At 39.2% G+C, this 13,558-nt stretch carries 13 protein-coding genes and 1 pseudogene; 8 read left to right on the forward strand and 6 right to left on the reverse strand.

The genetic code is table 11. From position 1 onward, the window contains the following. Nucleotides 1-18: 18 nt before the first annotated feature. Nucleotides 19-456, reverse strand: a complete 438-nt coding sequence (locus JEP40_RS08710) for a MarR family winged helix-turn-helix transcriptional regulator (RefSeq protein WP_198623231.1) — start codon at nucleotides 454-456, stop codon at nucleotides 19-21. 129 nt (nucleotides 457-585) lie between these two features. Between JEP40_RS08710 and JEP40_RS08715 the strand changes: the two genes are divergently transcribed. Then, a complete protein-coding gene (locus JEP40_RS08715; RefSeq protein ID WP_232799212.1) occupies nucleotides 586-2,004 on the forward strand; it encodes a DHA2 family efflux MFS transporter permease subunit in 1,419 nt (472 codons plus the stop codon). Nucleotides 2,005-2,352: 348 nt separating this feature from the next. Here the strand turns inward: JEP40_RS08715 and bioH are convergent, their stop codons facing one another. Continuing rightward, nucleotides 2,353-3,117 (reverse strand): pimeloyl-ACP methyl ester esterase BioH, encoded by a 765-nt coding sequence (gene bioH / locus JEP40_RS08720; protein WP_198623232.1) that lies wholly within the window; start codon nucleotides 3,115-3,117, stop codon nucleotides 2,353-2,355. Between the two features lie 36 nt (nucleotides 3,118-3,153). Here bioH and gntX point away from each other — a divergent pair, with 36 nt between their 5' ends. From gntX to glpD, 6 genes are all read left to right on the forward strand, one after another. Beyond that, the gene (gntX, locus tag JEP40_RS08725; RefSeq protein WP_198623233.1) at nucleotides 3,154-3,846 is read left to right on the forward strand and encodes a DNA utilization protein GntX; all 693 of its coding nucleotides are present in this window, start codon (nucleotides 3,154-3,156) and stop codon (nucleotides 3,844-3,846) included. Between the two features lie 60 nt (nucleotides 3,847-3,906). Further along, nucleotides 3,907-4,485, forward strand: a complete 579-nt coding sequence (gene nfuA, locus JEP40_RS08730; protein WP_036933770.1) for a Fe-S biogenesis protein NfuA — start codon at nucleotides 3,907-3,909, stop codon at nucleotides 4,483-4,485. A gap of 175 nt (nucleotides 4,486-4,660) precedes the next feature. Next, complete coding sequence (glpE, locus tag JEP40_RS08735; RefSeq protein WP_198623234.1) at nucleotides 4,661-4,987, forward strand: thiosulfate sulfurtransferase GlpE; 327 nt, start codon at nucleotides 4,661-4,663, stop codon at nucleotides 4,985-4,987. A gap of 19 nt (nucleotides 4,988-5,006) precedes the next feature. After that, complete coding sequence (glpG, locus tag JEP40_RS08740; protein WP_198623235.1) at nucleotides 5,007-5,846, forward strand: rhomboid family intramembrane serine protease GlpG; 840 nt, start codon at nucleotides 5,007-5,009, stop codon at nucleotides 5,844-5,846. 38 nt (nucleotides 5,847-5,884) lie between these two features. Continuing rightward, nucleotides 5,885-6,643 (forward strand): DeoR/GlpR family transcriptional regulator, encoded by a 759-nt coding sequence (locus JEP40_RS08745; protein WP_006534541.1) that lies wholly within the window; start codon nucleotides 5,885-5,887, stop codon nucleotides 6,641-6,643. Nucleotides 6,644-6,942: 299 nt separating this feature from the next. Further along, the gene (gene glpD / locus JEP40_RS08750) at nucleotides 6,943-8,436 is read left to right on the forward strand and encodes a glycerol-3-phosphate dehydrogenase (protein WP_198623236.1); all 1,494 of its coding nucleotides are present in this window, start codon (nucleotides 6,943-6,945) and stop codon (nucleotides 8,434-8,436) included. A 115-nt stretch (nucleotides 8,437-8,551) separates the two neighbouring features. On the opposite strand, the gene JEP40_RS08755 is transcribed toward glpD, so the two are convergent. Further along, on the reverse strand, nucleotides 8,552-8,905 hold the full coding sequence (locus tag JEP40_RS08755; protein ID WP_198623237.1) for a DUF488 domain-containing protein: 354 nt from the start codon (nucleotides 8,903-8,905) through the stop codon (nucleotides 8,552-8,554). Between the two features lie 277 nt (nucleotides 8,906-9,182). On the opposite strand from JEP40_RS08755, the gene metF reads away from it, so the two are divergent. Beyond that, entirely contained in the window at nucleotides 9,183-10,082 is a 900-nt protein-coding gene (metF, locus tag JEP40_RS08760) for a methylenetetrahydrofolate reductase (protein ID WP_198623238.1), read from the forward strand. A 47-nt stretch (nucleotides 10,083-10,129) separates the two neighbouring features. Here the strand turns inward: metF and JEP40_RS08765 are convergent, their stop codons facing one another. From JEP40_RS08765 to JEP40_RS08775, 3 genes and pseudogenes are all read right to left on the reverse strand, one after another. Continuing rightward, nucleotides 10,130-10,720 carry a DUF4291 domain-containing protein gene (locus tag JEP40_RS08765; protein ID WP_198623239.1) on the reverse strand — a complete coding sequence of 197 codons (591 nt, stop codon included), beginning with the start codon at nucleotides 10,718-10,720 and terminating at the stop codon, nucleotides 10,130-10,132. A 256-nt stretch (nucleotides 10,721-10,976) separates the two neighbouring features. Beyond that, complete coding sequence (locus tag JEP40_RS08770) at nucleotides 10,977-11,981, reverse strand: LacI family DNA-binding transcriptional regulator (RefSeq protein WP_198623240.1); 1,005 nt, start codon at nucleotides 11,979-11,981, stop codon at nucleotides 10,977-10,979. Between the two features lie 264 nt (nucleotides 11,982-12,245). Beyond that, nucleotides 12,246-13,556: pseudogene (locus JEP40_RS08775) on the reverse strand (tripartite tricarboxylate transporter permease); the annotation flags it as partial. Nucleotides 13,557-13,558: the final 2 nt, after the last annotated feature.

Raw genomic sequence — 13,558 nt, forward strand, 5'->3', positions numbered from 1 at the left:
AAATAAAAGGGCAGCATATTAAGGTGTTTCTTTAAACCAAGGTTGGCGTAATAACTGCTCAAATAACTGCTTATTTTCTTCACCGATAATGTTCACAATTTCTGTGATGATCTCTTGCTTTAGCTCGTCATAGCGTTGATAACATTCTTGGCCTAATGTCGTCATTTCGACACCTTTTAGTTTTTTACTGTCTTTCATATCAAACACGTTAATTAAACCTTTTTGCTCCAACTGTCGTATAAACTTATGAATAGCTTGTCTGGAAATCACGACTGTTTTACTAATTTCAGCAATAGTGGCAGGTGCATCCACAATACGCGATAAGATGTACCATTCTGAATTTGCCAAATGGATATCACTTTGTGCGTTCCAGCAGGTATCAATACGCGAACGTAACAAAGAGTGCTTCTCGCTAATTAAATCAATTATATCAAGCTTTTCTAATAAAATAGCCATACTTATCACCCTCTTTTTATGCCAGTATAACAGAATATAATTGTCAACTCAGTTGATCATATTCTCTATTTCCGTTATTTTTCATTATGTCAATTTAGTTGACATTGTAAAAAATAGGAAATAAATGTAATGAACAAAGCAGAAAAAATTGTCACTCAGCCTCGCGCAATGATAAGTGTCTTAATGTTAGGGACATTTGTGGGGTTATTTGGTGAAACCGCGCTAAATATGGCGTTAACAAATCTGATGGAGCAATTCGTAATTAGTGCAGGATTAGCTCAATGGCTTGTTACCGGATATTTACTGACTTTAGCTATCTTCGTACCTATCTCAGCAATCTTAGTCCGATGGTTTAATACAAGAAGTTTGATTATTAGCGCGTTATTTATCTCGCTATTAGGTTGTGTGGTTGCGGCACTTGCATCTAGCTTTCCTCTCCTGATGATAGGCCGAATTATTCAAGCAATTGGCACAGGAATTATTCTACCTGTATTAATGAGCGCAGCTTTACTTATTTTTCCTCTTTATCAAAGGGGTGCCGTTATGGGAGTTATTGGTTTGACAATCACCTTGGCTCCCGCATTAGGCCCCACATTATCGGGTTTTATTTTAACCTCAATGAATTGGCATGCTATTTTTTGGATCAGTGCCATCTGTTATATCGCTATTTTAGTCTTAGCTTTTTATTCAATGGAACATATCGGTACTCTAACAAAACCCCGTATTGATATTATTTCACTCTTATTATCTTCTATCGGTTTTTCTGGACTGATTTATGGATTAGCCGTATTAGCTGAACATTCAATTACCTCAGTAAATGTTTGGGGCTCAGTATTAATAGGTGTTTTGAGCTTATTACTGTTTTGCTGGCGACAAAAACAGCTCGCAATGCCAATGATTAATCTTCAAACTTTTAAGCATTCAATATTCGTTATTGGATTATTAATGATGATTGTTTGCATGATGAGTGTATTATCGGTTGCGATTATTCTTCCTATCTATTTGAAAGAAGTTCTACTCTTTAGCGCTGCGATTGCAGGTATTTTATTATTACCGGGCAATATTATTAATGTGATTTTTTCACCATTAATTGGTTTTCTTTATAATCGATATGATGCCCGCTTTTTTGCCGTTATGGGGGCGCTGTTTATGTTGTTAAGCGCCTGTATTTTCTTAGTCTCAGTTAATGAACATACTGCTGCATGGAAAATTATTGTCGCCTTTATGGCGCTTTGTATGGGTGTAACCTGCGTCATTATGCCTGCGCAAACAACCGCATTAAGCGATTTAACGCCTGATCTTTATGCTGATGGCTCTGCTATTTGGAATACGCTATACCAAGTTTCTGGCGCATTAGGTACCTCTATCGCCATTACGTTAATGTCTTATTTTCGTGAAAATGCGTTGTCACAAAATAGTGCTATCTCTGCCCTATCATTTGGCACACATGCTGTGTTTTATTTCACACTAGCCTTGAGTATCATTGCATTATTACTGGCTTTTCGACTTAAAAAACCATTAGCAAAACCAGTGTTATCCCCTAAATAATGCCGTTTTAAACACCTTCTCAGTTCAGATAAAAAAGCCCATATTAAGCCAAAAGGCATAACATGGGCTAAATCGGTGTCTAATTCAGAAGGAATATCATCTTCAACACCAGCGAGATAATTCGTCTCATTCACACAACATTTCACTGAAATACTAAAGACAAAACTCTTTTTCGATAAACGCTATCTACCTGAAACAGTTATCACAAAGGAACAAATAGATAACCAAGTCGCCTTTTATAAGGCGTATTATTACAACTCGTATAGAGCAAGAATTAAATTTATTAAAAAATTAATAAAAATACAAAAAGAGCTGTTCTAAAATAGAATCAGCTCTTTAAAACTATCATCATTTACAAGCCTCGATTAACGCTTGAGTAAATTCATCAGGATGTGAAATAAACGGGGCATGAGCCGCATTACGGAAAGTCACGGAAGGTGAATGTGGATAAAGAATATCTAATAATCCAGCCACTTTTCGAGGTACTAAACCGTCTAAATAACCGTAAAAACGAATAAAAGGACAACCCAACGTTTTCAACTCTTCTCGTAAATCCTCAGTACGCAGAATTTCTAATCCGCCATTAAGCACTTCAACAGAAGGGAGTGGTTGCTCTAATACCACTGATTTTAATGCTTTCATATCTTCACGCGCACTTTGAGTGCCCAATGTTTGTAGTGCTAAAAAGCGCTCAACGGTGCGATGAAAATTCTCATTTAACTGCTGTTCAAATCCTTTCAAAACTTCAGGCTTGATACCCGGCCAACCATCATGTGCACCAAAACAAGGAGAAGAAGCTACCGTAATCAACGCTTGCACACTATTGGGATTATCTAAAACAATACGGCTAGCGACTAATCCACCTAAAGACCATCCTAGCCAAATGGCATTAGCAGGCGCTTTTGCAAAAACAATCTCTGCCATCTCTTTTAATGTGAGCGCTGAAAATCCTTGGCTACGTCCATAACCCGGTAAATCAACAAGATGAAGTGTAAAATGCGAGGCTAATCTCGGTATTAATGATTGCCAGACCTGTGCATTCAGCCCCCATCCGTGTAGTAGCACAAGATCTATTTTTCCTTCACCGATTGTCTGCCAATACAGTTTATTCATTGTTATGCTCTCTTCTCTTTTACAAGGATGTTCATTATGTGGATAACAATAGCAGGATATTGTTGGCTATGTCGTCAACCCTTACATTATGATACTAAAGGCATTTGTTCGAGTTGTATTCGACATCTACCAAAACAACAAAATCGTTGCCCTTGCTGTTTATATCCTTCCCATCATTCTATGATGTTGTGTGGACGTTGCTTACAATCACCACCTCTATGGAAACAGATGTTGACAGTCACCGACTATCAACCGCCATTAAATAAATTATTACACCTTTATAAATACCAATCTCGCCCTCAAATAGCCTTATGTCTTGCACGACTTTTTCTATTGCGATGGCTTTCACATCGACGAGAAAATTTAGTGCAGAAACCTGATAGAATTATTAGCGTTCCTTCGCATCACCATCGCCGTTGGTCTAGAGGCTTTGAGCAAGTAGAAGCTATCGCTAAGCCTTTGGCAAGATGGCTAAATTGTGCTTATCAACCGGATACCCTGATAAGAACTCGTGCTACACTGATGCAAACGCATCTTAATGCCAAGCAAAGGCAACAAAATTTAAAACATGCATTTGTATTAAATAACACAGTGTCGGTATCAGGGAAAAATCTGGCACTAATTGATGATGTTATCACTACAGGTGCGACATTAAACTCCATCGTACCCTTGTTATTTCGTGCGGGAGCACGCTCTGTTGAGGTATGGGCGATTTGTCGAACCTTGTAGTTAACCGCCAATTGGGCGTATGATAACCAACCAGAACAGTCAACTATTGAGCAAGACGATATGATTACTATTACTGATGCCGCACAGGCGCATTTTGCCAAACTACTGGCTAACCAAGAACCCAACACCCAAATTCGTGTATTTGTTATCAATCCAGGTACACCTAATGCTGAATGTGGCGTTTCATACTGTCCACCGGATGCTGTAGAACCAAACGACACTGAAATTCAATTTGAAAAACTGTCTGCGTATGTTGATGATATCAGTGCGCCTTTCTTAGAAGATGCCGAAATCGACTTTGTGACTGACCAACTGGGCTCACAATTAACCCTAAAAGCACCTAACGCAAAAATGCGTAAAGTTGATGCTGATGCACCGTTAATTGAGCGTGTTGAATACGTACTGCAATCACAAATTAACCCTCAATTAGCGGGTCATGGTGGTCGCGTAAGTCTGATGGAAATCACTGAAGATGGCTATGCTATCTTACAATTTGGTGGTGGTTGTAACGGTTGTTCAATGATTGATGTCACCTTAAAAGATGGCATCGAGAAAGAATTGTTAAACCTGTTCCCTAATGAATTAAAAGGTGTCAAAGACTTAACTGAGCACCAACGTGGTGAACACTCCTACTACTGATCCTTCAGTATCAAATCCCCTATGATATTCACCTGCACTGATATCATGGGGGATTTTTGTATTAAAATAATCATTTACAAAGAGTTACGTCATCTTTACCCATTTGACGTTATGATAAATGTATCGTTCTCTCGCTCAGAACAAATAAATTAACAATATAATAAATAAGACAATTATGGATAAGTTTCAATTTCTTAGCATTGAGCAAGCTTATCAATTCTGGGTATCTCAATCGGCTACTTTAGTCGATGTGAGAGATCCTCAGAGTTATCGCTTTGGTCATGCGACAAATGCATTTCATCTCACCAATGAAACGCTAAATCAATTTTTACAAGATGCTGACTTCGATGTTCCTGTTATGGTGATGTGCTATCACGGTCACAGTAGCCAAGGGGCAGCTCAATATCTGGTTAATATGGGCTTTGAAACCGTTTATAGTATTAATGGTGGTTTTGAAGCATGGCAAAGAGAGTTTCCACAAGCGATAACGTCTCTGCAATAACGACGGATGAGTTTTGTCAATGATCCACATTATTACGCTTTCCAACCATCAAGCTGCTGATTTATTTGTCAATTACATGACAACAAAAGGTGTGCGAATTCACGCAAAAAATGAAAATCAGCAAGTCTCACTTTGGTTAGAAGACCAACATCAATTAGAAATGGTTGAAAAAGAACTTAACACGTTTCTACGTGAGCCTTTTCATCCGCGCTACCAGGCCGCAAGTTGGCAAACCGGCAATCCGCAAAATACGGGTATAAAATATCGCCCAGCTTTTTCGATAAAAAATATGGTGCAACGTTCAGGCCCGTTAACGGTACTGGTGATTATTTTATGTATCTTCGTTTTTATCTGGCAACAAGTGGTTGGTGACTATAATGTCATGCTCCATTTAGCATGGCCTTATGAAGAGAGCTTAAACCTTGAAATTTGGCGCTATATCACCCCTGCGTTTGTTCACTTTTCACTAATGCATATTGCCTTTAACCTTGCTATGTGGTGGTATCTTGCAAGTCAAACAGAGCAGCAATTAGGTACCAGTAAGTTATTTGTGATCATGCTCGTTTCTGCGCTCTTTAGTAATTGGGCACAATCACTGTTTACAGACTCTAATTTTGGCGGACTTTCCGGTGTTGTTTACGCATTAATTGGCTATGTAGGTTTAACAGGAATACGTAATCCCGAAAAAGGTATTGGTGCCCCAACAGGTTTAATCGTTTTTTCAATTTTGTGGATTATTGCGGGTTATATGGGCGTTTTAGGTGACTCTATCGGAAATGCTGCACATTTTGCAGGCTTCCTTATCGGCTTATTGATGGCTTTGTGGGATAATCGACATCAATTATCTCGTAGATCATAATAAAATTAACATGATATTTTTAACATTAGGGGACACCTGTGAAGCAAACGCAACGACATGATGCCATCATTGAACTGGTACGCCTACAGGGCTATGTCAGCACTGAAGAGTTGGTGGAGCATTTTGAAGTCAGCCCACAGACCATCCGACGTGATTTAAATGAATTAGCGGAAAAGAACAAAATCCAACGTCATCACGGCGGTGCTGCATTACCTTCAAGTTCAGTGAATACCGCTTATCATGATCGTAAAATTATGTGGTCTGATGAAAAATCACGGATTGCACAACGCGTGGCTAGCTTAATTCCTGATGGTGCAACACTGTTTATTGATATTGGTACAACGCCGGAAGCCGTAGCACATGCCCTTATTAACCATAAAAACCTCCGTATAGTGACTAACAACCTTAATGTAGCAACATTACTTATGGGTAAAGAAGACTTTCGTTTGATCCTTGCGGGTGGAGAAGTACGTACACGAGATGGAGGGATTGTCGGTGAAGCTACACTTGATTTTATCTCTCAATTCCGTCTTGATTACGGTATTTTAGGGATAAGTGGTATTGATATGGATGGTTCTTTGCTTGAGTTTGATTACCATGAAGTTCGTACTAAACGTGCAATTATTGAAAACTCACGTTGTGTTATGTTGGTAACTGACCATTCTAAGTTTGGTCGTAATGCGATGGTAAATTTAGGTAATATGAATCTGATCGATTACTTATTTACCGATCAAGAGCCACCAGCAGGGATCCAAAAAATTGTTGAACAGCACAACGTTCAACTCGAATTATGTTAATTAAATAAATTCCTAAAAAAGTACCTTATCAGGTACTTTTTTTTCATCTTCATCACGACTAACCCTTTCTAATTTATTATTTTTTTATCAAAACATCTCTCTTTTTTATTAAAAACCTAATAATGTTGGTTGTATTTAATAAGCCCACAAATTATGTGGATATGATAATAAATTGTTATCCATATCACGCAGTTATGTTTTTTATCAGTTATATAGTTGGCATTTTCATCAAACTTCATTACAATTATGAGCGAAAACGAACATTAAAGAATTGTTTCGCGCATTCGTAGGAGGATGTTATGAAAACTCAAGACTTGATTGTCATCGGCGGCGGAATAAACGGCGCTGGAATTGCGGCGGATGCAGCTGGCCGAGGCCTTTCAGTACTTATGCTGGAAGCTCAAGACTTAGCAAGTGCGACATCTTCCGCGAGCTCTAAACTTATTCATGGTGGTTTACGTTATTTAGAACACTACGAATTCCGCTTAGTAAGCGAAGCGCTGGCAGAGCGTGAAGTGTTATTACGCTTAGCGCCACATATCGCATTTCCTATGCGTTTTCGCCTGCCACACCAGCCACATTTACGCCCAGCTTGGATGATCCGTATTGGTCTGTTCCTTTATGATCATTTAGGAAAACGTGTAAGCCTCCCAAGCAGTAAAGGCATTAAATTTGGTGCAAACTCTGTTTTAAAACCAGAGTTAACACGCGGTTTTGAATATTCAGACTGCTGGGTTGATGATGCACGTTTAGTAGTATTAAATGCGCAAGAAATCGTCCGTCGTGGTGGTGAAGTGCGCACACGCACAAAAGTAACTCGCGCTTGGCGTGAAAATGATTTGTGGATGGTAGAAGCTCAAGATTTACGTACAGGTGAAACATCTCGCTACCAAGCCAAAGCCTTAGTAAATGCAGCTGGCCCTTGGGTTAAAACTTTATTTGATGAAGGCTTAAAACTGAAATCACCTTATGGGATCCGTTTAATTAAAGGTAGCCATATTGTTATTCCTCGTGCTCATAACGAACCACAAGCTTATATTTTACAAAACGAAGATAATCGTATTGTTTTCGTTATTCCTTGGATGGATGAATTCTCTATCATCGGTACTACGGATGTTGAATATAAAGGCGATCCTAAAGATGTCGCTATTGATGACAACGAAATTCAGTATTTACTGAAAGTCTATAACGATCACTTTAAAAAGCAGTTAACTAAAGAAGATGTGGTGTGGGATTACTCTGGTGTGCGTCCATTATGTGACGACGAATCAGACTCACCACAAGCGATTACCCGTGATTACACCTTAGATGTTCATGATGATAATGGTCAAACACCACTGTTATCTGTATTTGGTGGTAAATTAACGACTTATCGTAAATTAGGTGAGCACGCTGTTGATAAACTTGTTGCTTACTTCCCTAACATGGGTAAACCATGGACTAAAAATGGTCAATTACCGGGCGGTAATTTAGAAGGTTGTGATCGTGATGGCTATTCACGTTTAATTCGTCAACGTCACCCTTGGTTACCAGAAGCACTGGCACTGCGTTTTGCCCGCACTTATGGTAGCAACACCGAATTACTGCTTGAAGGTATTACTGATTTAGCCGGCATGGGCGAAAACTTCGGTCATAATCTATATGAAGCAGAATTACGTTATTTAGTGAAACATGAGTGGGTTATTGAAGTTGATGATGCTATTTGGCGTCGTACTAAACTCGGCATGTGGTTAAATGATGAGCAAAGACAACGTATTAGCCAATGGTTATCGGCAAATACACACACTGTATAAGAGTAGTAAAAATATTCTCTGACTCTGTTCGATGTTTTTATTAGCAATTTTTGTGGCGCCTAATACGCGCCACTTTTTTTCATCGTAAGAAAATCAATATATAACCTATTAATCGCTATTTAAGCTGTTTTTCTAAAAAGGCTTTTAATACTGTCGCATTATTTTGTTGCTTATCTTTGCCTGAATAAAGTAATACCAACGGTTGCTCTTTGGCTATTGCGACAAGCGATTGCCAATGTTCAGGTGTAGCCATTAATTCTTGCGTATAACGTTGCGTGAATTCAGTAAAATCTCCCCCTCCGCCATGAAACCATTTTCGTAATTCAGTCGAAGGTGCAACGCCTTTATTCCATTCATCATAATGAAAATCCGTCTTTTTCACGCCCCTTGGCCAGAGCCTATCGACTAACACACGATAACCTTCATGCTCACCGTCTTTATCATCATAAACACGTTTACAAGTGATCATTTCGCCTCTCATCAATACGTTAGTTAACTTTATTGTAGAAGAAAAATGAGAAGACTGACCTCTCAATATGCTTATTTTTATCATAGAGCTGGTTTCAACATGAAATTTCCTCTCCTTTTGATTGAATTATCCTCATCAAAAATAGGGTGAATAGTTGTTGACTAAATAACCTAATTAAGAGAATCTACATCTAGACGTCTAAATGGTTAGATGGGTAAATAAGTAGTGATACTTAAATAAAAATTACAACACAGTAAAAGATTGATGAGGTACAGGTATGAGCTTTTATCACGCAAGCCAACATGAAGCACTTAACCAAAATCTTGCTGAATTAGATGGCCAGATCCAAGTTTCATTTGAATTTTTTCCTCCTCGTACCGAAGAGATGGAAAATATTCTTTGGCAATCTCTTGCGCGTTTAAATACCTTAAAACCGAGCTTTGTTTCTGTGACTTATGGTGCAAACTCAGGAGAGCGTGATAGAACACACTCTATTATTAAAGGAATAAAAGAACGCACCGGATTAGAAGCAGCACCACACTTAACCTGTGTTGATGCAAGCCGTGAAGAACTCCAACATATTGCACAAGATTATTGGCAAAATGGTATTCGTCATATTGTTGCATTACGCGGAGATTTGCCCGATAACACACAAAAACCAGAGATGTATGCCACCGATTTAGTCCATTTACTCAAAGGAGTGGGTGATTTCGATATTTCTGTTGCGGCTTACCCAGAAGTGCATCCTGAAGCGAAAAGTGCACAAGCGGATTTAATTAACTTAAAAAGAAAAGTAGATGCGGGAGCAAATCGCGCTATTACTCAGTTTTTCTTTGATGTCGAAAGCTACTTACGTTTTCGTGATCGCTGTGTTTCAACAGGAATTGATGTGGAAATTGTGCCGGGTATTCTGCCTGTGACTAATTTTAAACAGCTAAAACGCTTTGCGGGTTTAACCAATGTAAAAATTCCGGGGTGGATGAATAAAATGTTTGATGGATTAGAGAATGATCCCGAAACCCGTAGTCTGGTCGGTGCATCAATTGCAATTGATATGGTGAAGATTTTAAGCCGTGAAGGGGTAAAAGATTTTCACTTTTATACGCTTAATCGTTCAGAATTAACCTATGCTATTTGCCACACGCTGGGTGTTCGTCCTGAACTTGTTAAAGCATAAATCGATACAATTACCCCGCCAATAAAGCGGGGTGACATTCTGATGAATTACTCACCAAAGTGATACGGTTTTTCTACTGGTAATAGGCTGTATGCGGTGTCGAGATCACCATTAGCAATACAAGCATCTATTTTATGTACCTTATCGGTAATATCCGTAATATTCACAATCCACTCTTTGCAATATTTTTCAACTGCTTGATTTCGTAAACCAATTTGGATGGTACGATAACTGAGTCGATTAAGATAAATATCACGTTCGGGATCCCACTGAATGCGAATATTACTGGTTTCTGATGCTTCTTTCCAAGCCTCAGCACTGGCATAGCAGTCTGGATCAAAATGACTCACAACACCCTGAGTCAGCATCTCTTGAAAGCCTTCATGCGTAATATCAACCGCAAGAATAGAGGCTTGATTAGTGTCTTTACGCCCCCACCCAGAACGGTACATCATCCAAAGAAAGGAAGGTTTTACCCAAGTCATGCGGGTCATACTAAAAGGGGGCGAAACAAATGTTCCGTTTGCGACTGCGCTCTGAGCAATAGTATTAGAATAGGCTTGATAAACACGAACAAAATCATTCGTATAATATGCCCTTACTTCACACTCAGGACATCGGTCAACATCATCGTTCATCTTTCTTTAATATCCTTTTATATTAATAAAATGGAACTATCCGCTTAAATTATGAGCCTCTGATTGCAGATAATCAAGAGCCCTTATTTTTGTTAAGACTCCATCAATAGAGTAGCGTGCATTTATAAAAGTAAAAAAAAGAATAACGATAAAACAAGCAGACTCATGTTCCTATTGTGTTTTATTTATACAGTGATGAGTCAATAAATCTTGCTAATCTACGCACAAAGTGAGGCGAATAAGCAATTTAATAGACTCACAGAGTAGAAATTAGGCGCTCGATAAGCTGTGTTTTTATTAATGCAGGAGATTTAACTGTAGTGCCGGCTATCTTTGCCGTCATGATTTCAAAGGCTTTTTCGACCAATAAAGCCTCATCTTGCTTCATTGACCACACATTATTAGGTAAAAAGCTCAACATCACATGATCATCGAAGGTACCAATATGGAGGTGAGCAGGAATAACGCCTTCACGCTGACGAATAACACTCAATAGACCTTCAAGAATAGGCAGTGATGAGGCAATGAAATGAGACGGTATTTGCTGATGTTGCTCTAAATACTGTTTCATCATTTGTTCGCCGTCTTTGGTCGTATTATGTTCTGCATAAGAAACCGTTACACGACTATCATCGCCATAATGCCCTTTTATCGCTTGCACATAACCTCGTAAACGCGCTGCAATAGTAGGCAATAACGCATCTCCCGCAAAAAAATGGATTGGTGCATCTTGCTTTATCATTGCTCTTGTCAGTTGAGCTCCACTGTCGCAGTTATCTGATGCTACACAAATAGCCTCACTGACAGAGAAATCTCTATCTAAGAAAACGAGGGGTTTTTGACGATGTTTAACATGGTGTAACTGATTTTTTCGACTTGATGACACAATGAAAATACCATCAACATTACGCTCATCCATTGATTTAACGAGTTTATTTTCATTTTTGATATCACCATAGGTACAGCTAATTGTTAGCTGACAACCAATTTGGTGACAATGCATCTCTAATTTTTCAGCTAAAGCTGCAAAAAAGGGGTTAGAAAGGCGAGGGATAACCAATCCGTAGGTATCTGTTTTATTAAGCTTTAAACTTCTAGCCGCATGATTGACGGTATAACCAAACACCTCAACATAGTCCGCTATCTTTTTTTGTGTTTTTGCACTGATCCGGTATTGATCACCTTTGCCATTTAATACCAATCTGACTGTGGTAATAGACAAATTCAAGTCATTTGCAATCTGTTCAACTGTTTTTGCCATTAATATTCCATCATTGATATTGCCCTCATCTTAATGATGAGGGCCAGTTAACCTTTACTGAGCAGGCTTAGCACGCCATTTCTTCCACATTGCTTTTAACGAAGGCCCAATAATCGGTAGGATCAACGTCAGTATCGCAATACCTAAGAATGTCGCGGTAATTGGGCGCGTATACAGAATCGATAAATCACCTTGAGACATTGTTAATGCTCGACGTAAATTAGATTCCGCCATTGGCCCTAAAATAATACCAATGACTATTGGCGACATCGAAAAATCTAGCTTAATCAATATATAAGCAAGGAGTCCTGTTCCCATCATGATAAACACATCACGAATATCGTGGTTAACAGAATAAGCTCCAATGCTACACAATACAAAGATGATAGGCACTAATACACGACGCGGAACATCCATTACTCGGACAAAGAGTTTCATACATAAGAAACCTAAGATGCCCATTAAAATATTCGCAACCATTAAGCCAATAAAAATACTGTTTACTTCAACGGGATTGTCCGTAAAGAGCTGAGGCCCTAATGCCAACCCTTGTACCATAAACGCACCCATAATAATGGCTGTCGCACCATCACCTGGAATACCTAAGGTCATTAATGGCACCATACACCCACCCGTTACTGCATTGGCACCCGCTTCTGGTGCGGAAACACCTTCTGGTGAACCATGTCCAAACTCTTCAGGGTGTTTTGACCAACGCTTCGCTTCATTATATGAGATAAATGAAGAGATATCGCCACCCACTCCTGGAATAACGCCCACACCAGTGCCAATCGCTGATGAACGTAAGTACGTTGGTAAAACACGTTTAAAATCTAACCATGTTGGTAATACACGCTGAATACGCGCACTCACTTTTCCTTCTGGGTTCTTTTGACGGCGTTCACGGTAATCTTCTTCAAAGCTAATTAAACCTTGAGAGAAAGCAAACAAACCAACTAGGATCGGAATAAAGGAGATCCCGCCCATTAAGTACACAGTATCAAAAGTAAATCGCATACCCGATGTCATCGGATCAAGACCTACTGTCGCGATCGCTAATCCAATTGCCCCGCCCATTAATCCTTTAATAATCGATTGCGATGATACACTGGTAATAATACTTATGCCAAATACAGCGAGTGCAAAATACTCAGCTGCAGAGAAACCGATTGCAACTTTAGCCAACTGAGGCGCAATTACAATCAGAGCAATCGTACTAAATATTCCTCCAAACATAGAGCCCATGGTGGATAAACCCAGTGCTCGCCCTGCTTCACCTCTTTTCGCCATTGGATAACCATCCAATACCGTTGCTGCTGATGCAGGTGTTCCTGGTGTACTAATCAATATCGCAGTAATTGAACCACCGTAAACGGCGCCACAATACATTCCTAATAACAATAATATCCCTGTCATTCCTTGAAAGGAGTATGTTAATGGGAGTAGCAATGCAATTCCCATATTGACTGTTAAACCAGGTAATGCACCGATAACAATACCTGCGAATACCCCTAACAGTAGTACTGTGAATGTTTCCAAACTGAAAACAATCATAAATGCATCTAATATTTCCATAT

Source organism: Proteus vulgaris, assembly GCF_016239305.1.
In the GTDB taxonomy this organism is placed as follows: Bacteria; Pseudomonadota; Gammaproteobacteria; order Enterobacterales; family Enterobacteriaceae; genus Proteus; species Proteus vulgaris_C.